Consider the following 19,695-nt stretch of genomic DNA (forward strand, 5'->3'; position numbering starts at 1 on the left):
CCGGTCCCCGGCGCGGGCGTAGAATACGGGGCCATCCTACAGACGCCGTTGCTTGGATTTCGCCGATTTGCCCGCAAATCCGGGCACAGATGCCGCAGCGGCCCGTGAACGTTCAAGGTGACACCGTGTCCACCCTCGCCATCCTGGAATTCCCCGACCCGCGCCTGCGCACCGTCGCCGACCCGGTCACCGTCTTCGATGCCGAACTCAAGCAGTTCGTCGCCGACATGTACGAAACCATGTATGCCGCCAATGGCGTCGGCCTCGCGGCCACCCAGGTCAACGTGCACAAGCGCGTGCTCGTCGCCGACATGAGCGACGACCGCAACGAGCCCCTCGCGCTGATCAACCCCGAGATCCTGGAAAAGGACGGCCAGCAGGTCTACCAGGAGGGCTGCCTGTCGTTCCCCGGCATCTATGCGGACGTGACCCGGGCCCTGCACGTGAAGGTGCGTGCCCGGGATGTCGAGGGCAAGGAGATCCTGATCGAGGCGGAAGGCCCCCTGGCCGTGTGCATCCAGCACGAGATGGACCACCTCGCCGGCAAGGTCTTCGTCGACTACCTATCGCCGCTGAAACGCGGAATGCTGCTCAAGCGGATGGAAAAACAGCGCAAGGCAAGCGCCTGATCGTGGCCGGCCGTTCCCTGCGGGTGGTGTTCGCTGGAACGCCCGAGTTCGCCGTGCCCTGCCTGGAGGCCTGCCGCGCCTCGGGCGCGGACGTCGTCGCCGTCTACACCCAGCCCGACCGGCCCGCCGGCCGCGGTCGCAAATTGGCCGCCAGTCCGGTGAAGGAAGCCGCGCTCGCCGCCGGCATCCCGGTCGAGCAACCCGAGTCCTTCAAGGCCGAAGCCGACCGCGAGCGACTCGCGGCCTATGCGCCCGACCTCATGGTCGTCGTCGCGTACGGCCTGATCCTGCCGCGCAAGGTACTGGCCATTCCGCGGCTGGGTTGCTGGAACGTCCACGCTTCGCTGCTGCCGCGCTGGCGTGGCGCCGCGCCGATCCAGCGCGCCATCCTCGCCGGCGACAGCGAGTCGGGGGTCGACCTCATGCAGATGGAGGCAGGCCTCGATACCGGTCCCGTACTGGTCGAGCGGCGCACGCCGATCGCCGCGGACGACACCGGCGGCAGCCTGCACGACCGGCTCTCCGTCCTGGGCGCGGAAGCACTCTCCGAAGGCCTGCGCAGGACGCTCGCCGGTGAAACCCTGGCCGCTCGGGCCCAGCCCGAGGACGGCGTGATGTACGCGCACAAGCTCGACAAGGCGGAAGCCCGCCTCGACTTCGCGCTGTCGGCCGCCGAACTGGAGCGAAAGGTTCGTGCCTTCGACCCCTGGCCGGTTGCCGAAGCGGATGTCGCGGGCGAGCGGCTGCGCATCTGGTCCGCACGCGCCATCGACGGCGTCCCCGGCGTGCCCGCCGGAGAGGTCATCGCGGCTTCCCGGGCAGGCATCGACGTGGCTTGCGCGGAAGGCGCCCTGCGACTCACCGCCGTGCAACGGGCCGGCGGGCGCCGGATCGGCGCGGCGGATTACCTCAACGCCCGTCCGGAGCTGAAGCGGGCCGCCTCGTGAGCCGCGCCATCTCGGTACGCGCCCTTGCGGCCGAAGCCCTGGCCGATGTCGCCCTTTCCGGGCACTCCCTGCGCGAGGTCGCCGACCGCGCCCTGCCCCGACTGCCGGATTCACGCGACCGCGCCCTGCTCACCGCGCTGCTCAACGAGGGAGCTCGCTGGTGGCCGCGCTTCGACGCGGCGCTCGATCGCCTGCTCGACAAGCCGATCCGGCGCAACGAACCCGTCGTGCATGCACTGCTGGTCGCCGGGCTGGTGCAACTGGAGATACTGGAGTTGCCCGGCTACGCCGCCGTGGCCGCCACGGTCGAAGCGGTGCGCGAATTGCGCCGGCCACGACTTGCCGGGCTGGTCAACGCGGTGCTGCGCCGGTGGCAGCGTGAACGCGAAACCTTGCTGGCCGAACTCGACGCGGTGCCGGCCACTCGCCATGCGCATCCCGCGTGGCTGGTACAGGCGATCGCGAACGACTGGCCGGAGCAGGTCGACGACGTCCTCGCCGCCGCGAACACGGAACCGCCGTTGATGTTGTGCGCGAACCGTCGCCGCGTGGCACGTGCCGAGGCGGCGGAAGCCTTGCGCGCCGCCGGCCAGGAGGTCGATCTCCATCCCTGGCTGGAGGACGGACTGGTCCTGCCGCACAGCACCGACGTCACCCGCCTGCCCGGTTTCGCCCAAGGCCATTTCGCCGTGCAGGACGGCGCCGCGCAGGTTCCCGCCGACCTGCTCGGCCTCGCCGATGGCCAGCACGTGCTCGACGCCTGTGCGGCGCCGGGCGGCAAGGCCTGTCATGTCCTGGAGCGGGCGGCGGTGTCGCTGGTCGCGGTGGAATCCGAGGCGCACCGCGTGCCTCGTATCCGGCAGAACCTGGAGCGGCTGGGGCTCGAAGCCGAGGTCATCGTCGGCGACGCGGGCGACACCAAGGCCTGGTGGGACGGACGCCTCTTCGACCGCGTGATGATCGATGCACCGTGCTCGGCCACGGGCGTGATCCGCCGCCGGCCCGACGTACGCCTGCATCGGCGGGCGGGCGACATAGACGCATTGATCCCGCAGCAGGAACGCATCCTCGCTGCTTGCTGGAACGTCCTGGCTCCCGGCGGGCGCCTGCTCTACGTCACGTGCTCGCTCTTGCGGCGGGAGAACGAGGGCGTGGTCGCGGCCTTCCTCGCCGGCCGCGACGATGCCATCGCTGTGCCGTTCACCTTGCCCGTGGGGCAGCCCGCCACCGTGGGCTGGCAGATCCTGCCGGGCGACGGTGACCTCGACGGCATGTACTACGCCCTGTTGGAAAAGTCCGCCACCAGCGCCGCATAGACGGCTTCCGTGGCATCGACGAAGCGATCCATCCCGAACTCGGCTTGCGCATGCGCGCGCGCGGCGGCCCCCATCGCGGGAAGCGACGCGCGCGCGGCCAGCAAGGCACGCAAGGCGTCGGCGATGGCCATCCGGTCGCGTGCCGGGACGACCCAGCCGTCTTCGCCCTGGCGGATGTTCTCGGGAAGACCCGCGTAATCGCTGACCAGTACCGGCTTGCCCATCGCCATCATTTCGCGGCAGGCGAACGAGATCGTCTCGACGTCCCAGGACAAGACGAAACCCACATCCAGCGCGGCCACCATCGGGCGCACGTCCGCCAGCCGGCCCGTGAAATGGACCTGCGGCGCGACACCCAGCGCCTCGATCCGGGCGAGATCCTCGCCGCCGGGCATCCCACCGGCGAGAACCACCCGCAGGCGCGAGCGCTCGTCCGGCGCCAGCGAGGCCATCGCTTCGACCAGATCCATCCAGCCCTTGTAGCGCGCGGTACCGGCATTGCTGCCGATCAGCAGGGGATCGGTCCCGGCGTCCGGCGCCAGCCACGCCACGCGCTGCTCCGGCTCCGGCTCGCGCGGCGCGAACCGGTCGATGTCCACGCCATTGAAGACCGTGGCCACGCGGCAACGCCTGTAAGGAGAGGCCAGCAACTGGCGCCGCACGAAGTCGCACACGGCGATGACCTGGTCGGTGCCGAAGCGCGAGCGCCAGGCATGTCCGGGACCTGTCATGGGTTTCGAGTTGTGCTTGGTCAGGACGATGGGGGGACGAGGCCGCATGCCACGCACGGCCGACATGACCAGCCGATGGTCCGCCGAGCCATTCACGTGGACGAGGTCGAACCGCTCGCGCCGGAGGTAGTCGGCGAGCTGTCGCCGCGCACGAAGACGTGCCGGAAGACGGCCAAGCCCGTTCGGGAATGGCTGGTCGAGCACGCGCACGCCAGCGATCGTGCGCGCTTCGCGGTTGAGGCGGCTGCCCGGCGGTGCGGCGACATGCACCTCGTGGCGCCCCGCAAGCCCTTGCGCCAGGCCGATGATGTAAGTGGTGTGACCGCCGCCGTCGCCGTCGTGGAAGTTCGTGAAAAGGAGCTTCATCGCCCTGGGTCGGTCCTTGCCGAAGCTGAATTCTGGCCGGCCCGCGAGGATCGCCTCTGAGCGGCATCGGCCGTCCGGTAAAGTACCATCTGGGCCGCCATGCGGCGTAGCCGCCATGCCGTCCCGATCCAAGCCAGGTGCCGAGTGCTCGAAAAAACCAACCCGTGGCGCGTATGGATCGTCTCGCTGCTGATCGCGATGATGCCGCTGTCGTTCGCGCTCCCGATCAAGGCGAAGGCCATTCCCGCCGCCATCCTGTTCCTTTTCGGCGCCTGGATGCTCATCCGCGATCCCGAGGCACGCGCAGCCGTCCGTCGTGCGCGCTGGGTGCTGGGCACGGCGGCGCTGGCCTTCGCGTTCTGGCTGGTGAACGTCGCCATCCACGGCATCGACTGGCGTGAGTTCGACGTCACCTCGCACATCCTCGCCTTCCTGGTCATCGCCGTCGGCTTCGCCAGTCCGCTGCGGCCAATCGTGCTGCGCATCGGCTTCGCCGCTTCCGCCGGCGTACTCGGGATCGTCTGCCTGGAGCAGCACTACATCGAAGGCATCGACCGCGTCTACGGGATCAACAACGGGCTGTGGGGCGCCATCGAATTCGGCATGTTCATGCTCGTGCTGGCGCTGATCGCCGTGGTGCAGGCCCTGCGCAGCGAACTCGGCCGTGGCGAGCGCGTACTGCACGTCGTTTGCGCCGCACTGGGCATCTACGGCGCCCTGCTGACGCAGAGCCGCGGACCGATCCTCGCCTTCCTGCCGGTGTTCGTCGTCGTGGTGCTGATCCAGTCGCGCCGGACCGGCCGCTGGCGTGAAGGCCTTCTGTTCCTCGTGGTCGGCATCGCCGCCGCCGCGGGCGCGGCGACGACCATGCATGGCGAGGTGCTGACCCGCTTCGCCGCGGTGACGGAGGAAATGTCCACGTACAGCGAGCAGGACGCCAGCGGCGCCGTTCGCGAACGCCTGGAGATGTGGCGCACCGCGACCATGGCGCTGGACGACCACCCGCTGGCCGGCGTGGGCCTGAACCAGTTCGGCGACTATGCGCGGGCGCGCATCGCCGAGGGCAAGGTCAACGCCACGGTGGAACGTTACGACCACCCGCACAGTGAATATCTCGAATGGGCGGTGACCGGCGGCCTGCCGGGGCTGGCCGTGCTCGTCCTGCTGTTCGGCGCCGCCCTCGTGTTCTTCCTGCGATATGCGCTGCATCCGGACAACGCCATCGCCATGCCGGCCAGCGCGGGCCTCAGCACCGTGTGCATGTACACCCTCTGCGCGCTGACGGACAACGTGTTCTACCGCCCGATGCCGCACTCGCTCTATTTCTTCCTCACGCTGGGCCTCGCCGTCTACATCGGCCGCCTGCTGAATGCCGCCGAACGACCGGCCACGGTGCGCTGAAACGTGGCTTCCATCCACCTGATCGCCTGGAACAACGGCCGAGGCCTCAGCCACGACATCCGCCTGCTGGAGGATGCGCTGCTCGCGCTGGGGCACGAGGTGTCGATCACCTCGGTGCCGCGCCGTAGCCGGGGCCTGCCCTGGCGTGCCTGGTGGCAACGGCTGCGCATGCACGCGCGCTGGCTGGCCCGGCGGGGACCGCGCCGTTACGATCTGGGGATCACGCTCGAACACGTGCATGCGGCGTACCTGCCGCTCGCGCGACGCAACGCACTCGTGCCGAACCCGGAATGGCTTTCGCGCCGCGACCGGCGCCAGCTGCATCGCTTCGACGCGATCCTGTGCAAGACCGCCATCGCCCGCGACACCTTCGCCGCACAGGGCTTGCCGGTGCACGTCATCGGGTTCCAGAGCATCGATTGCCGTCGCGAAGGCATCGAACGAAACCGCGACTTCCTCCACCTCGCCGGCGCCAGCCGGATGAAGGGAACGGAACGGTTGCTTGAGGTCTGGCGCCGCCACCCTGAGTGGCCCACGTTGCACGTGCTCCAATCGCCCTCCACCGCGCGCGCCGAACAAGCTGGCACGGCCGCGAACCTGGATCACCGCGTCACCTATGTCGATGACATCGAGGACATCCGGCGACTGCAGAATGCGCATGCCTTCCACCTGTGCCTGTCGGAAGCGGAAGGCTGGGGCCACTACATCGTCGAAGCGATGAGTTGTGGCGCCGTCGTCCTCGCCACGGACGCGCCGCCGATGAACGAGCTCGTGGGCGAAGACCGGGGCGTGCTCGTCGCGGCACACGAAAACGGCACGCTCAACGCATCCGCGCTGTGGCAATTCGACGAGACCGCCCTGGCGGCATGCGTCGAGCGTGCCGCCGGCATGCCCGACCAGGAGCTGCGCCGCCTGGGGGAAAACGCGCGGCGCTGGTACGAAAACAACCAGGCAGGGTTCGCCGGCAGGTTGCGCGGCGCGCTCGACCACCTGCTCGGGTAGCCGGTGCCCGGCGGTGTCCACGCCGCACAGACGGGGGGAGCGGTAGGACTAAAGTCAGCCATTCCCGCCATGGTGCGTTTAGAATTCATGATCCTTTAACGGTGACGACGCCCTTGTCCAACAGCGCCTATACCCGATCGGAACATCTCCGTGCCCTCTGGCCATGGCTACCGCTATGGGCCGCGATGGCCTTGCTCGCCATCTTCGCGCACGGCCCGATGCCGATGTTCTCCACGCGCACGCTCGCCGTCGCCTGGGAGATGTGGGCGCACGGCCATTGGCTGGTGCCACACATCAACGGCGACCCGTACAGTGAAAAGGCGCCCCTGCTGTTCTGGATGATCCACGCCGGTTGGGCCGTGTTCGGCGTCACCGACGTGTGGCCGCGCATCCTCGAGGTGATCTTCGGTGGCGTGCAGCTGGTGCTCGCCTCGGTGCTGGCGGCGCGCCTGTTCCCCACCCGGCCATGGGTGGCCAAGGCCACGCCGTGGTTGTTGATGGCGCTGGCGTACGCGTTCCTGTTCGGCCTGCAGATCATGTACGAGGTGCTCCTCGTGGTCTGGGTGCTGGCCGCGCTGCTCTGTCTCACGCCTACCGCCACGCGGGCGCAACCGCGATGGTGGTTGTTCGGGCTGATGATCGGCGCCGGTCTCCTCACCAAGGGACCGGTGATGGTGGTGCATGTGCTGTTCCCGTTCCTGCTCGGGCCGCTATGGAACGAGTGGGCCCGACAGAACAAGGCCCGCTGGTACGGCTTCGGCGTCCTCGGCCTCCTGCTCGGCTTCGCGATCCTGCTGGCATGGGCGATTCCCGCCGGCGAGTCAGGAGGCGAGGCCTATCGCCAGCGCCTGTTCTTCACCCAGACCGCGGGGCGCGTCGTCGACGCCAAGGTCCAGGACCTGCAGAACCATGCGCGACCGGCCTGGTACTACTTCCTTTTCCTGCCGGTGCTCCTGTTCCCGCTCAGTGGCTGGTTGCGCGGCCTCGTCGCCGTGCCCACCACGTTGTTTCGCCGGCCCTGGCGTGCGGGCACCGCCGCCGCCCTGGCCTGCGCAGGCGTATCGCTGTTGCTCCTGCTCGTGTCCGCCGCGGGCGGCCACTTCCCCGGCTGGGCAGAAAAGATCCTCGTGGTGCTGGTGTTGCTGCCGCTGTTCCTGGCGCTTGCGCGGCAGCCGCTCGAACCGGGGTTGCGCTTCCTGGTGGCCTGGTTGCTGCCCACCCTGCTCACCTTCTCGCTGATCACCGGCAAGCAGCTCTATTACGTGCTGCCCGAACTGGCCGGCGCCACCATGCTGGTCGCCGCATCGGTCGCCGACCTGCGCGAACGGCACAAGGGGCTGGCTTCGCATTACGCCTTGGGCACATGGCCGCTTTCGCTGGGCGCCTTCCTGCTGGCCATCGCGTTGTTCGCCATGCCGTCGGTGGTGCCGTCGCGCTTCCCGGACAACATCTGGCTGGTGGGCATGGCGCCGTATGCGCGCTTCTTCGGCGTGATCTTCATCGTGCTGGGCGCACTGCTGCTGCTTCGCGGCCGCGGCGAAATGCGCCGGCTGGCCTTCGCCGGCCTCATCGGCACGGTGGCGCTCAACGCGCTCTTCACCTTGGGCCTGTGGTACCGCTACGACCTCACTCCCGCCTCGCTGTTCCTTGGCCAGGCGGATGCCGCCGGGCGGCCCATCGGCAACCTCGGTGTCTCGTACAACGGCCAGTACCACTTCGCCGGCCGGCTGATGCACCCGATCGCGCGGTTGAAGGTCGCGCCCGGTATGCCGACGCAGGTGGACGAGGACGAGGACGACGACGTGGTGCACGACGGGGACACACTGGATGACTTCGCCCGCCACCATCCCGATGGCGTGGTGGTCTCCTACGCCAAGCATCCGCCTGCGAACGCCTTCCGCTACGCGCGCCTGATCCAGCCTTCGCGCACGGGATGGCTCATGATCTGGGACGCGCCGACGCTCAACGCCTTGCAGAACGGCCGGCTTCCGGCCGAGCCGCGGCAACCGACCCTGCTCTATCCGCAGGATTACTGGCGTACGCGGACGGCACTCCGGTGACCGATCCCCTCGTCGAACGGCTGCGCGCGCAAATCGGCGGCGTCCGCGACGGGGCCTTGTTGCGCTTTTCGATCGGCAACGCGTTGCTCGGCGAAGGGCAGTACATGGAGGCCGCGCAGTCGTTCCGCGAGGCGCTGGCCTTCGACCCGGACTATTCCGCGGCGTGGAAACTGCTGGGCAAGGCCCTGCTGGCGGTAGACGACGAGGAAGGTGCCGCGACCGCGTGGCGTTCCGGTATCGACACCGCCACCCGGCGCGGCGACATCCAGGCGGCGAAGGAAATGACCGTCTTCCTCAACCGGCTTTCGCGGCCGCGTTGAGCTTGTAGGGATCGGGGCGGTCGTGCGCGGTATAGCGCTTGTAGTGCCACTGGTACTGCGGGAAGGCGCGCTCCACGCAACGCTCCACGCCCCGGTTCAGCGCCGTGCAGGCGATCTTCAGGTCCGTGCTGTCGATGCCTTCCGGCGCCGGCAGCACGTGGATGCGAAAGCCCTCGCCATCGGGCAGGCGCTCGGCGAAGCTGAATAGCACCGTCGCCCCCGTGCGTGCCGCGAGCCGCGGCAGCAACACCATGGTGAGCGCGTCGACGCCGAAGAACGGCGCGAACTCGCCTTCTCCTTCGCGTGGCTTCTGGTCCGGCAGGATGCCGACGGTGCCACCGGCGCCCAGGCGCTTGAACAAGGTACGCACGCCGGCGCCTTCCGCCCTCACCTGCTCGGGCGCGAGCTTGCCGCGCACCTTGCGCAGCAACGCCTCGATCGCCTTGATGCGTGGCGGGCGGTATAGGATGGCCATCGGCGTCTTGCTGCATAGCCAGTAGTTCAGCAGCTCCCAGCACCCGAGGTGGGGAGCGGCCACGATGACGCCCTTGCCGGAGGCGAGCGCCTCGGCGAACAACTCGCCACCGACCACTTCGCGGACCATGCCCAGCGATTTCTCGGCGCCACCACCCCAGATCGCCGCCACCTCGGTCACCGACTTGCCCGATTCCTCCATGGTCCGGCGCAGCAGGTCGGCGCGATCGGCCTCGGACAACTCCGGACGGGTCAGGCGAAGGTTTACCGCGCTGTAGCGGGCGCTGCGCGAATGGGAGCGCAACGAGCGCCGGCCGATCCAGGCACCCATGGCATGGACCGTACGCAGCGGGAACAGGCTCACCAGCCTGAGCAGGAGATAAAGGAGATAGATGTCCGGGCGCATTCCGCGAAGTGTAACCCGCCTGCCAATAGGCCTCGTTCGCCATTAAGCTTGGCGCCAGTCCGCCGCTAAGCTTGTCCATGATTGCAGTGATCCAGCGGGTCGAGTCCGCAAGCGTCGAGGTCGACGGGGAAACGGTGGGCGCCATCGGTGCCGGCCTGCTCGCGCTCGTGGCCGTGGAACCGGGCGACGGCGAGGCCCAGTGCGCGAGGATGCTGGAGCGCCTGCGCGGCTACCGGGTGTTCTCCGACGCGCAGGGCAAGATGAACCTGTGCCTCGCCGAGACGGGCGGCGGCCTGCTCCTGGTCAGCCAGTTCACCCTCGCCGCCGACACCCGCAAGGGCATGCGCCCCAGCTTCACCACGGCGGCGCCCCCCGAAGAGGGCCGGCGCTGGTTCGACCGCCTGGTCGCCCTGGCACGCATCGCCCACCCGGGGGTGGAAACCGGCCGCTTCGGTGCCCATATGAAGGTTCACCTGATCAACGATGGCCCGGTCACCTTCCGTCTGGAGGTGCGCTGAGGTGTCCTGTCCGAGGGGCCGAGCCCCCCATCCTTCCTCACCGCCACGTGAACGCCCCGGCCCGAACAGGGCTTCTGGCGCGATTTTTGCGTGGTGCCGGTGAGGCCGATCCACTTGAAAACTGGTCAAAAAATCATCAGATGACTATACTGATCGGTTCCTGTAACCCGCGGCGGTCGGCATGACTAATAAAGCTCACGAGCAACAGTCTGAAATCAAACAGCTCATCTCCAAGGGATTGGAGCAGGGCTACCTGACCTACGCGGAAATCAACGACCACCTGCCCGACGACATCGTCGATCCGGAGCAGATCGAAGACATCATGGCGGTGCTCAAGGGCGTCGGCATCGAAGTCCACGATTCCGCGCCGGACACCGACACGATTTCCGATGGCGCCGCCCCCGGTGCCAGTACCGACGACGAGTCCGCGGCCGAAGAAGCCGTGGCGCTGCTGTCCGCCGTGGACGCCGAGGTGGGCCGCACCACCGACCCCGTCCGCATGTACATGCGCGAAATGGGCACGGTCGAGCTGCTGACCCGCGAAGGCGAGATCGCCATCGCCAAGCGTATCGAGGAAGGCCTCAGCCAGGTCCAGACCGCGCTGGCCAGCTTCCCGCTCACCATCCAGCTGCTGCTCGAGGAATACGACCAGCACGTGGAAGGCAAGCGCCGCCTGAGCGAGATCCTCGCCGGTTTCGCCGACCTGGAAGAAGCCGCCGACGCCGCCCAGGCCGAAGCCGACGCCGCCGTGGTGGTCGACGCCGATGCCGAGACCGACGACGAGGAAGTCGAGGGCGCCCCCGCCGAGGAAGAGGAGGCCGGCCCGACCGGTCCCGACCCGGAAGAGGTCAAGCGCCGCATGGAAGAACTGCGTTCGCTGCACGCCAAGTTCCAGAAGGCCGCGCCGAAGGCTGAGATCAACGACAAGAAGGTCGCGAAGATCCGCGAGCAGATGTCGGAGGCCTTCCTCAACCTGAAGCTCCCGTCGGCGCTGATCGACAGCTTCGTGCGCAAGCTGCGCGAAGTGGTGAACGACATCCGTCACCACGAGCGCGTGCTCATGGACATCTTCGTCAAGCAGGTGAAGATGCCGCGTGCCGAGTTCCTGAAGAGCTTCCCGTCGAACGAAGGCAATCTCGAATGGGCCGCCGAACTGTCGCGCAAGCGCCAGAAGTGGTCGCCGAACATCAAGAACTACCGCGAGGCCATCGACGCGGAGCAGGAGAAGCTCGCCCAGATCGAGCGCACCCTGTACCTGCCGCTGACCGACATCAAGGAAATCAACCGCGCGATGTCCGTCGGCGAGGCCAAGGCCCGCCGCGCCAAGAAGGAAATGGTCGAGGCGAACCTGCGCCTGGTGATCTCGATCGCCAAGAAGTACACCAATCGCGGCCTGCAGTTCCTCGACCTCATTCAGGAAGGCAACATCGGCCTGATGAAGGCGGTGGACAAGTTCGAATACCGTCGCGGCTACAAGTTCTCGACCTATGCGACGTGGTGGATCCGTCAGGCCATCACCCGCTCGATCGCCGATCAGGCCCGCACCATCCGTATCCCGGTGCACATGATCGAAACGATCAACAAGTTGAACCGCATTTCCCGCCAGATGCTCCAGCAGTTCGGCCGCGAGCCGACGCCGGAAGAGCTGGCGAAGGAAATGGAGATGCCGGAAGACAAGATCCGCAAGGTCCTGAAGATCGCGAAGGAGCCGATCTCCATGGAAACCCCGATCGGCGACGACGAAGATTCGCACCTTGGCGACTTCATCGAAGACACCAACGCCAGCTCGCCCGTCGAGTCGGCGACCGAGACGGGTCTCATGGAAACCGTGCGCGACGTGCTCGCCGGCCTCACCCCGCGGGAAGCGAAGGTGCTGCGCATGCGCTTCGGCATCGACATGAACACGGATCACACGCTGGAAGAAGTCGGCAAGCAGTTCGACGTCACCCGCGAACGCATCCGCCAGATCGAAGCCAAGGCCCTGCGTAAGCTGCGCCACCCGAGCCGCTCGGAAACGCTGCGCTCGTTCCTCGATATCGACTGATCGGGCGACGTCACAAGGTAAGAAGAAAAATGCCCGCGCAAGCGGGCATTTTCTTTTGGGCGGCGCCAACGGGAGGCCCAGGACCCTTGTTCAATTGTTTTATATGTTTTATAAAAATGAACATATAGAATTACTGAACAAGGATCCGGCATGGGCGAGCTTACGCTGCTTCAGGATGCCGCCCAGGCGGTCCAGGCGACCACGGGCCTGCATATCCGCGTTCTTCCCGCGCCAGAAGGGCCGGGCGACTATCGGCCAGATGGGCTTGTAACCGTCGAATTTCCCGACGGCACTCTTTCATTCGTTGCCGAATGCAAGCCCCGCATCATTGGCGATGCTCAATTAACATTTATAAGACAACAGATTACGACGCACCACGATCGACCCCGGCCGCTTATCGTGACCCACCATCTTACAAGCGGGCAGATCGACCACTGCCTGGAAATCGACCTGGACTTCATGGACACCGCCGGCAACTGCCTGCTCAGGTCAGGTCCGCGGTGGGTGCTCGTGCGGGGGAACCGTCCTTCCCGGACCACCGCCCCCTCCCCTTACAGGGGCGGCACCAGTTACGCATCCCTACGCGTGGTCTACGCGTTGCTCTGTCATCGTCCCTTGCTCGCTGCGCCTTACCGCGAACTGGCCATGGCGGCGGGAGTATCGCTGGGAGCCATACCGCCGATATTCGCCGACCTCGAGCAACGCGGCCTTGTGTCGGCGCGAGACAGCGATAGACGCAGGCACTTCCTGGCAATCGACCGCCTCCAGGGCGAATGGGTAAACAATTACCCCCACAAACTCCGCCCACGATTGAGCCAACGTCGCTTCAGCGCGCCGGCGCCGGACTGGTGGAAGGATGCGGATCTCGGGTCCGGCGCGCTTTGGGGCGGCGAAGTCGCCGCCCATAGGTTGAACGGCTTTTTACGGCCCGCGACACAGACGATCTACCTATCGGAAGGTGTCACTGGCGATGCAATCAACCCACTCCTGAGAAAATACCGGTTGCGGGCAGATCCTGCAGGCGCCATAGAGGTCGTCGAGCGTTTCTGGCACTTCGACGATACATACGCGCATACACAAGGCATCGTGAATCCGCTGCTCATCTACGCAGACCTCCTCACCATGAAGGACTCACGTGCCGCAGAGGCGGCGGCGTTGATACGGAAAGAGTACGTCGGTGCTTAAACTGAGGACCAACGCGCCGCTGGATCCCACCAGCCGAGCGATCATCCGTGCGGTGACCCTGGCCGCCGCCGACATCGGCGTGAGGGTGATGGTGGTCGGCGCCAGCGCGAGGGATATCGTACTCAGTCATGTGCACGACATTCCGCTACGACGCGCCACGGCGGACGTCGACTTCGCGGTGGCCATCCAAGGATGGAATGCATTTGAATCGATGGTCCATCGGTTGCGCGACGACACACGATTTACCACACGGAATGATGTCGCTCATCGCCTCTATTTCCATGCCGACACGATCAGCCATGCCATTCCTGTGGATATCGTGCCATTCGGCCCAGGCGTGGGCGGACCGAAGTTCAGGTGGCCGAACGATCCGGATATCGAGATGAACGTCGAGGGATATCCGGATGCCGCCAGGACGGCGGCGCAAGTCGACGTGGGCGGTACCGTTATCGATGTGCTGAATGCACCTGGGCTGGCGTTGCTCAAACTGTTCGCCTGGAATGACCGCCATGCCGCGACGCGCAAGGACGCGAGCGACCTCCACGCCTTATTGAGCCATTACGCAGAACTAGGCAATATCGACCGAATGTATGACGACCCAGCACTGCTGGACGACGTGGGACACGATTACCTTCGAGGTTCAGCCAAGTTGCTCGGGCGCGATGTGAAGCAGCTTTGCAGCGCCGGAACGCTGCTCGCCGTACAAAACGTACTAACACCCGCGAACGTCGGACAGCTCGCGCTCGATGCCTACGCCGAACGCCCGGATCTGGATAGCCCGCTGGATCTGTTTCGCGAGTTGTTTGATGATCTCGCGGGTGAGTTGCGCGGGTGAGTCGAAGTGGCTGGGATGACAACCTCTCCACCTGCCGGGCGCCATCCGCTACACTCCTTGCGCTGCAAGGGCCTATAGCTCAATGGTTAGAGCAGAGGACTCATAATCCTTTGGTTCCAGGTTCGAGTCCTGGTGGGCCCACCAATTCATCTGCGCAAATTGCGGCCGCCGGAACAATCTTGGGCTCCGGGGACAGGCGATGAGCCAAGCGCGTTCGTGCAAGTGGAGGATCGGAAATAGGTAATACCGCCTACCCGCAGGTAAACGCCTCGATCAGTTAAAGCCGATCGCATCTTACACTGCGGAAAATAGCGACGAGCTTCTGAACCTCTTCGACGTGGCGATCGTAGTACGGGATGTCGTATTCCGGGCCGCGCGAAGCCCTGTAGTACGCTTCGCGCCTACCGTGGCATCCAAAGATGCCTGACATGACCGCGAGGGCGTAGAGGGCTTCCTGCGCGGTCACGGATTCGTTCATACGATTACCGACGAGTCAGATCAAGCAACATTAAACCGCTGCCTAGCAGAACTTTGTACCGAAGGCGGAGGCCCATCCAGCCGTTGCTCGACGGGCTGCGTAGACATTGCCAAGTCCGCTTTCGCACGAGAACGGACAAAATACTGCTTCGCATGTGTCGATCCTTTCGGAATCAGGCGATCTGCTCCGCATTTTTCCCCGAGTAGAGGGGTGACACCCCATGGTTCGTAACAAGCCAACAACCGTACCCTTCCATCTCTCGTCCGCCGAGGTTGATCACCATCTCCGTGCCAAACAGCGAAATCACAAGGTAGATCTCCGAAGACTCGGTCACCAAGAGGTCAAATTCGTGAAGCACCTCAAAAAAACCGTCGTCGCCTTCAAAAACTCCGTTCACGGGGTGAATGGCGCGAACCGAAAAAGGCCAGTCAGGTCCCTCATTGTATCGGGCAAAGCGACGCAACTCATCTAGCTCAGCCTGAGCGACTAGATGCTCATTCCAGTTAGGTACGGAAAGTGTTCTCAGTGCGAGCACCTCAAGACCAACTTTGGCTAGGAATCTTCCCATCAACCTATAGTCGGGCAGAGACATTCCGTCTCCGGGTTGCCACGATGGAATAATCCCGCGCTTGTTTGGAACGCCAACGGCCGCCCTAAGCAATCGAAACATGGGTGACGCCAGCAGTGGCTGCTCGACTTTTCTTGAGAAGTAGTTATTGCATCTGTCGCAAACAGCGCCGGCAGGCAGGATATGACTCACGTTCCCTAGCGACTCCGGAACGATGTGCTCGACCGATTTGTCTTTCGAGCAGAAGTTTTTGCAGAAGATGCAGCGCATCCGTACCTCAGGAGAGCAACCAGAAAGACAGCGAAGAATATGCTTGCACCCTGGGTCGAGATCGTACGCGTACGAATTTAGCCTAGCCTTGTATACGATCAATCCGTGCCGGCCGTCTCGCGTGATACCAGCCGATCAGTGAAGGTAACAAAAGGACTGGGGCGGAATTCCGCTCGTTAACACCGACGACAGGTCGAGGGGCTGGTCGTATCGTTTAGGGCTCTTGACCTTGATCGCATAGGCAGTCGTCCGACCTTCGAAGTATTCGTTGAAAAAACGCCTAGTTATTCCCGCGAACGCCGAGGTCATCGACCATATATTCCTAGGACGCTCGGCGAGGATTCCGCCGACTTCGAACTCCCCCACAACCTTCCCTACCGGCATCGTGGCGTAAATCACGATAGTCCTTACCGCTGCATTCTTTGGTATCGCCTTACGGAACTCAAACCGCTTTTCGCCAAGGAGTATCTTTTCCGCATACTCCGGCTTAATTGACAACAAGACTTTCATCCGCTTCTCCTAGCTGCAAGATCTTCTTAAATTGATCATGTGTAAGCTCAAGGAACCCTGCATAGGCGGATTCGCTCACACCAGCCAGATCGATCATGTCGCCACGTGTAACTCTTTTTTTCAGCGCAAAATTGTACGTGAAGCGAATAACGTGGTGATACTTCTTGACTTGCCAGAGGTAATCCAACTCCGCATCGGTAAACACGCTATACGGCCTACAATAGGCTAGGAAGCTGGCTTTGTCCGCGAAGCTACCAAGGCTACGGTATTCTTCCATGACGCAAACGGACGTCGCGACAGAGCGATAGCGAGCAGGCGCTGCGCCGTCGCTCTTCCTGTAGATAAGAATGACGTCACCGCGCCGCAACCTCTCCATGCCATGCATTCCAGCGAGGTAGACCTTATGGATGCTATTTGTATGAGACACGTCTTCGACGATGGACGCGCTCTCGTTCCTCAGAATCGAGTCGGGGAACAGTTTAGTGTGCCACTTTGGCTCAATGGCCACCTGAAAAATTGTGCGGTTTCCGGTCTTCACCAACGGGTAGCTGGTGGTAACGTCTTTGAAAGGTGCATGAATGTTCCGCACCAGTACTTGCTCAGTTCCATTCGCTGTAGTCTTCGACGCTAAGGCGTGGAAACCATACTCAGCAAACATGTTGATCAACTTGGAATGGTGGTCGAACACCGTCACGTAAATTTCTTCAACTTTTTTTGCTAGAGCATGATCGAATATCTTCTTGATGAATCGCTCGCCCAATCGCGTGCCATGGGGATTGATTTTCATCGTTCCCACCTTCAAACGAGGCCGAGGTGGCAACGCGGGAACTACGTCATTGAGCGCGCCATCCTCAACCTTTAGGTACAAGAAGCCATCGAGGCCTCCCGTATCACTCAAGAAAATGTACGCATCGTCGCCCCCGGCTACTTTCTTGGCGAACCAATCGGGGAACTCCTTGTAGTCAGCTTTAAGCGAATCGAAGAATGAATCATTGAGATCGATATCCTTAAACGCTCTCATTTCCAAGCCCATAGATTCCCTCGCCCCTGTAGTGTTGTCCTGATCGGCTGTGCACCCTAAGCCATCGCTTTCACTTCATATGGGGAAGGTGACTCCCCAGCTCCCCACGATCGACATTACCAAGAATCCAAGTTATCGAACAGTTCCTTGAAGTGCTCTGTAAATTGTCGCAGAGCCTACGCAAAAGCGTTCGGCCAACTGAGAGATGGAAAACTTTTCCTCTTCGCGCAGCGTTCTGATTCGCTCGCACTGCTCGGAGGTCAGCGCTCTCTTGCGACCAAAGGAAACTCCTTTCTCTTTCGCTTTCGCGATACCGTCAATTTGGCGCTCGGCGCGAATATCGTTCTCGAATTGCGCAAAGGCACCAAGCAGACTGAACATCAGCATCCCTTCTGGCGTGGCGGTGTCGATCGCCTGATCAAGAACCTTCAGTACCACACCCTTTTTCTTGAGGAGATCCGAGATCTTAGCCAGATCCAAGATCGACCGGGCCATGCGGTCCAGACGCGAGATCACCAATGTGTCTCCTTCCCGAAGAAACTGTAGGCAAGCCTGTAGCTCAGGGCGACTGTCGGTCTGCCTAGCGGACCGCTTCTCGGAGAAGATACGTGTACAGCCGAAGGCATCGAGCTTGTCGTGCTGGATATCCAGCGACTGGCCAGCACTGCTCACTCGTGCGTATCCGACGATCTCACTCATTATCAAATCCTCTTAGATGTTATGATAATAACGTTTTGACAGGAAATTTGATAGGGGTTTGAGCGGCTACCGGAAGGTATACCTTTTGATGGCATCTCCACTCTGAGAAGATCTTCTCTTTTTAGAGACTTGTGGTAGAGTGTCACTGGAGGATCGTCCCTCTGCCCAGCAGGACAATTTTTGTCATGAAACTAACGCCGTTCGGAGAAGTGGTAAGGACCCTCCGCATGCGCCTCGATCTATCGTTGAAATCTACTGCGGAGAACATGGGGATTAGTGCGTCTCATCTAAGTGGTATCGAATACGGTGAGAAGCGTTTGGCCCAAAAACACATAGACACTGCCATCAAGTATTTCGCTCTAAAGGGGGCGAGTGCCGAAGAAATCGAGGCAGTTAGGCGAGCCGCTGAACAATCGAAAGACGTCGTCCACACAACACATCTAGCTCCAGACGCACGTGGTCTAGTCGCAGCATTCGCGCGCAGACTTCAAGATGGTGTAGCACCCACCCCAGAAATCATGAGTTGGCTTGAAGGACGTGGAGAGGAAGAGAACTGATGACCACGCTCGGAAATTCTCAATCGATGCGCACACCTTCAGGCTTGAAGGTTGCCCCCATGAGTTACATCAAGCTCGAGGAAGTAGCGGAGGGTGTTCGCAGCCTGCTTCCCAGTATTAAGGGTCATGGCCGCAGCCCTTGGACAATCGACGCATGGCGCGTGCTAGAAAAAACATTGCCCAGTGCGAAGTTTGATTATCACGTCGCCGAAGTCGAGCACCTCCGCGAATGCGCAGCTTTCACGATTCCGGAAGAAAAGCTGGTGGTTCTGCGGCAGGACGTCTACGACGGGCTTTTCACGGACGATGTTTTTTCACGGAGCACCGTAGTGCACGAGCTAGCTCACATTGTGCTTAATCACGCGGTCACTTTGAATCGTAGCTCGCCCGTGGGAAAGCATAAATTCTTTGAGGATTCCGAGTGGCAAGCGAAAGCACTGACTGCAGCAATCATGATGCCGATCGAGGCATGTCAGGCGGCGCATTCTGCGGCGGAGCTGGCAAGGATCTGCGGGACCAGCACACAGGCGGCGGGATATCGACTGAACAAGCTAGCCGAGCGGAAGATCATTGATCCGGATCGTTACAAAGGAACGCTCTTCGGATGAACTCGGAGCCATAACAACAGTGGAGGAGAGCCATATGACGCACAAATAAAAGCGGCCGAGTACCGAAGTACCCGACCGCAGAGACTCGCTGCTATTAAAGACAGTTCGCCTCGGTTAGCGCCCGCGATTGTCTTCTGCAGGATCTCCTCTGTCAAGGGTCATCAATGCTGGCATTACGCCGGTATAGCTCCCTGCACACTTAGGAAACCCCTATGACAAACGCAACTACGAGCGAACAGAACGCTCACCACGAAACTCTGAACGTCAAAGTCCGCTACGCCGCTTCTGGAAAGCCATACGTGGACCCTAAAGCAAACCCCAATGAAACGCTCGCCACCCTGAAGCAGCAGGTGCTTCATTTCTTTGGGTTGGTCGAGGGGGAGGTTGATGGCGGACGCAAGGAATACATCCTGACCTATCAGGGTGTTCAGCAGACCGACCTTTCTGTGAAGTTGGGGCAGCTCGCGAATGGCGAGCACCACCTTGAGATGAACCTCATCGAGCAGTTCATTCAGGGGTGACATATGGCAACAGACTTCGAGCTAGCCGTATTTGAACGGCAGTTGCAAGAAGCTCTCGAGTTGCCAGAAGCGAAGCGTTGGATCCTCGAGCGGGACGCTACCGTCCCGCTCGGGGTACTCGCGACCATGCATCCTCGAAGCAATCCCAATGAGCCCTATAAGGCCCGCCTTCGATGGTCGGATCTCTATAAGCCTCCTTCACTCAAGTTCATCCACATGTCCACGGGAA

Annotated in this window: 20 protein-coding genes and 1 tRNA gene; 15 read left to right on the plus strand and 6 right to left on the minus strand. The window is 62.9% G+C overall.

What is annotated here, in order from left to right; genetic code table 11:
• Positions 1–125 precede the first annotated feature (125 nt).
• Genes def through rsmB form a run of 3 tightly spaced genes read left to right on the plus strand, consistent with a single transcriptional unit; the run spans position 126 to position 2,892 of the window.
• Positions 126–629, plus strand: coding sequence for a peptide deformylase (def, locus tag ACR9Y6_RS14140; protein ID WP_481282736.1), 504 nt, complete (start codon positions 126–128; stop codon positions 627–629).
• A 2-nt stretch (positions 630–631) separates the two neighbouring features.
• Positions 632–1,576 (plus strand): methionyl-tRNA formyltransferase, encoded by a 945-nt coding sequence (fmt, locus tag ACR9Y6_RS14145; protein ID WP_481281850.1) that lies wholly within the window; start codon positions 632–634, stop codon positions 1,574–1,576.
• Positions 1,573–2,892 carry a 16S rRNA (cytosine(967)-C(5))-methyltransferase RsmB gene (gene rsmB, locus ACR9Y6_RS14150; RefSeq protein ID WP_481281851.1) on the plus strand — a complete coding sequence of 440 codons (1,320 nt, stop codon included), beginning with the start codon at positions 1,573–1,575 and terminating at the stop codon, positions 2,890–2,892. Before fmt ends, rsmB begins: the two co-directional genes overlap by 4 nt.
• Here the strand turns inward: rsmB and ACR9Y6_RS14155 are convergent.
• Complete coding sequence (locus tag ACR9Y6_RS14155; protein ID WP_481281852.1) at positions 2,853–3,989, minus strand: glycosyltransferase; 1,137 nt, start codon at positions 3,987–3,989, stop codon at positions 2,853–2,855. The two genes, rsmB and ACR9Y6_RS14155, sit on opposite strands and share 40 nt — an antisense overlap.
• Positions 3,990–4,133: 144 nt before the next feature.
• On the opposite strand from ACR9Y6_RS14155, the gene ACR9Y6_RS14160 reads away from it, so the two are divergent.
• The 4 genes from ACR9Y6_RS14160 to ACR9Y6_RS14175 all read left to right on the plus strand — a co-directional run bounded on the left by ACR9Y6_RS14160 (position 4,134) and on the right by ACR9Y6_RS14175 (position 8,772).
• A complete protein-coding gene (locus tag ACR9Y6_RS14160) occupies positions 4,134–5,390 on the plus strand; it encodes an O-antigen ligase family protein (RefSeq protein ID WP_481281853.1) in 1,257 nt (418 codons plus the stop codon).
• A 3-nt stretch (positions 5,391–5,393) separates the two neighbouring features.
• Entirely contained in the window at positions 5,394–6,392 is a 999-nt protein-coding gene (locus tag ACR9Y6_RS14165) for a glycosyltransferase family 4 protein (RefSeq protein ID WP_481281854.1), read from the plus strand.
• A 113-nt stretch (positions 6,393–6,505) separates the two neighbouring features.
• A complete protein-coding gene (locus tag ACR9Y6_RS14170; protein ID WP_481282737.1) occupies positions 6,506–8,452 on the plus strand; it encodes an ArnT family glycosyltransferase in 1,947 nt (648 codons plus the stop codon).
• Complete coding sequence (locus tag ACR9Y6_RS14175; protein ID WP_481281855.1) at positions 8,449–8,772, plus strand: tetratricopeptide repeat protein; 324 nt, start codon at positions 8,449–8,451, stop codon at positions 8,770–8,772. The genes ACR9Y6_RS14170 and ACR9Y6_RS14175 overlap by 4 nt, the downstream gene beginning before the upstream one ends.
• Here ACR9Y6_RS14175 and ACR9Y6_RS14180 read toward each other — a convergent pair.
• Positions 8,747–9,652 carry an LpxL/LpxP family acyltransferase gene (locus tag ACR9Y6_RS14180; RefSeq protein ID WP_481281856.1) on the minus strand — a complete coding sequence of 302 codons (906 nt, stop codon included), beginning with the start codon at positions 9,650–9,652 and terminating at the stop codon, positions 8,747–8,749. The genes ACR9Y6_RS14175 and ACR9Y6_RS14180 overlap by 26 nt on opposite strands.
• A gap of 77 nt (positions 9,653–9,729) precedes the next feature.
• On the opposite strand from ACR9Y6_RS14180, the gene dtd reads away from it, so the two are divergent.
• The 5 genes from dtd to ACR9Y6_RS14205 all read left to right on the plus strand — a co-directional run bounded on the left by dtd (position 9,730) and on the right by ACR9Y6_RS14205 (position 14,378).
• Positions 9,730–10,170 carry a D-aminoacyl-tRNA deacylase gene (gene dtd / locus ACR9Y6_RS14185; RefSeq protein ID WP_481281857.1) on the plus strand — a complete coding sequence of 147 codons (441 nt, stop codon included), beginning with the start codon at positions 9,730–9,732 and terminating at the stop codon, positions 10,168–10,170.
• A 181-nt stretch (positions 10,171–10,351) separates the two neighbouring features.
• Positions 10,352–12,214 (plus strand): RNA polymerase sigma factor RpoD, encoded by a 1,863-nt coding sequence (rpoD, locus tag ACR9Y6_RS14190; RefSeq protein WP_306848285.1) that lies wholly within the window; start codon positions 10,352–10,354, stop codon positions 12,212–12,214.
• 150 nt (positions 12,215–12,364) lie between these two features.
• The gene (locus tag ACR9Y6_RS14195) at positions 12,365–13,399 is read left to right on the plus strand and encodes a type IV toxin-antitoxin system AbiEi family antitoxin (RefSeq protein WP_481281858.1); all 1,035 of its coding nucleotides are present in this window, start codon (positions 12,365–12,367) and stop codon (positions 13,397–13,399) included.
• Entirely contained in the window at positions 13,392–14,234 is an 843-nt protein-coding gene (locus tag ACR9Y6_RS14200) for a nucleotidyl transferase AbiEii/AbiGii toxin family protein (protein ID WP_481281859.1), read from the plus strand. The genes ACR9Y6_RS14195 and ACR9Y6_RS14200 overlap by 8 nt, the downstream gene beginning before the upstream one ends.
• A 68-nt stretch (positions 14,235–14,302) precedes the next feature.
• Positions 14,303–14,378: transfer RNA gene (locus ACR9Y6_RS14205), tRNA-Ile, on the plus strand.
• Positions 14,379–14,884: 506 nt separating this feature from the next.
• Here the strand turns inward: ACR9Y6_RS14205 and ACR9Y6_RS14210 are convergent.
• The 4 genes from ACR9Y6_RS14210 to ACR9Y6_RS14225 all read right to left on the minus strand — a co-directional run bounded on the left by ACR9Y6_RS14210 (position 14,885) and on the right by ACR9Y6_RS14225 (position 17,780).
• Positions 14,885–15,550 (minus strand): HNH endonuclease, encoded by a 666-nt coding sequence (locus ACR9Y6_RS14210; RefSeq protein WP_481281860.1) that lies wholly within the window; start codon positions 15,548–15,550, stop codon positions 14,885–14,887.
• Positions 15,551–15,685: 135 nt separating this feature from the next.
• The gene (locus tag ACR9Y6_RS14215; RefSeq protein WP_481281861.1) at positions 15,686–16,060 is read right to left on the minus strand and encodes an ASCH domain-containing protein; all 375 of its coding nucleotides are present in this window, start codon (positions 16,058–16,060) and stop codon (positions 15,686–15,688) included.
• Positions 16,038–17,081, minus strand: coding sequence for an N-acetyltransferase (locus tag ACR9Y6_RS14220; protein ID WP_481281862.1), 1,044 nt, complete (start codon positions 17,079–17,081; stop codon positions 16,038–16,040). The genes ACR9Y6_RS14215 and ACR9Y6_RS14220 overlap by 23 nt, the downstream gene beginning before the upstream one ends.
• A 132-nt stretch (positions 17,082–17,213) precedes the next feature.
• Positions 17,214–17,780 (minus strand): recombinase family protein, encoded by a 567-nt coding sequence (locus ACR9Y6_RS14225; RefSeq protein ID WP_481281863.1) that lies wholly within the window; start codon positions 17,778–17,780, stop codon positions 17,214–17,216.
• Positions 17,781–18,007: 227 nt separating this feature from the next.
• Between ACR9Y6_RS14225 and ACR9Y6_RS14230 the strand changes: the two genes are divergently transcribed.
• The 3 genes from ACR9Y6_RS14230 to ACR9Y6_RS14240 all read left to right on the plus strand — a co-directional run bounded on the left by ACR9Y6_RS14230 (position 18,008) and on the right by ACR9Y6_RS14240 (position 19,466).
• On the plus strand, positions 18,008–18,337 hold the full coding sequence (locus tag ACR9Y6_RS14230) for a hypothetical protein (RefSeq protein ID WP_481281864.1): 330 nt from the start codon (positions 18,008–18,010) through the stop codon (positions 18,335–18,337).
• A 59-nt stretch (positions 18,338–18,396) separates the two neighbouring features.
• Positions 18,397–18,945, plus strand: a complete 549-nt coding sequence (locus ACR9Y6_RS14235) for an ImmA/IrrE family metallo-endopeptidase (protein WP_481281865.1) — start codon at positions 18,397–18,399, stop codon at positions 18,943–18,945.
• A 212-nt stretch (positions 18,946–19,157) separates the two neighbouring features.
• Positions 19,158–19,466 (plus strand): hypothetical protein, encoded by a 309-nt coding sequence (locus ACR9Y6_RS14240; RefSeq protein ID WP_481281866.1) that lies wholly within the window; start codon positions 19,158–19,160, stop codon positions 19,464–19,466.
• Positions 19,467–19,695 lie beyond the last annotated feature (229 nt).

The organism is Luteibacter sp. TLI7-4A (genome assembly GCF_056754745.1).

Coding starts and splice junctions, on each gene's coding strand:
- ACR9Y6_RS14155 (WP_481281852.1), bottom strand. CDS start 3,989: ATGAAGCTCCTTTTCACGAACTTCCACGACGGCGACGGCGGCGGTCAC.
- ACR9Y6_RS14180 (WP_481281856.1), bottom strand. CDS start 9,652: ATGCGCCCGGACATCTATCTCCTTTATCTCCTGCTCAGGCTGGTGAGC.
- dtd (WP_481281857.1), top strand. CDS start 9,730: ATGATTGCAGTGATCCAGCGGGTCGAGTCCGCAAGCGTCGAGGTCGAC.
- rpoD (WP_306848285.1), top strand. CDS start 10,352: ATGACTAATAAAGCTCACGAGCAACAGTCTGAAATCAAACAGCTCATC.
- ACR9Y6_RS14195 (WP_481281858.1), top strand. CDS start 12,365: ATGGGCGAGCTTACGCTGCTTCAGGATGCCGCCCAGGCGGTCCAGGCG.
- ACR9Y6_RS14210 (WP_481281860.1), bottom strand. CDS start 15,550: ATGCGCTGCATCTTCTGCAAAAACTTCTGCTCGAAAGACAAATCGGTC.
- ACR9Y6_RS14215 (WP_481281861.1), bottom strand. CDS start 16,060: ATGAAAGTCTTGTTGTCAATTAAGCCGGAGTATGCGGAAAAGATACTC.
- ACR9Y6_RS14220 (WP_481281862.1), bottom strand. CDS start 17,081: ATGAGAGCGTTTAAGGATATCGATCTCAATGATTCATTCTTCGATTCG.
- ACR9Y6_RS14225 (WP_481281863.1), bottom strand. CDS start 17,780: ATGAGTGAGATCGTCGGATACGCACGAGTGAGCAGTGCTGGCCAGTCG.
- ACR9Y6_RS14230 (WP_481281864.1), top strand. CDS start 18,008: ATGCGCCTCGATCTATCGTTGAAATCTACTGCGGAGAACATGGGGATT.
- ACR9Y6_RS14235 (WP_481281865.1), top strand. CDS start 18,397: ATGAGTTACATCAAGCTCGAGGAAGTAGCGGAGGGTGTTCGCAGCCTG.
- ACR9Y6_RS14240 (WP_481281866.1), top strand. CDS start 19,158: ATGACAAACGCAACTACGAGCGAACAGAACGCTCACCACGAAACTCTG.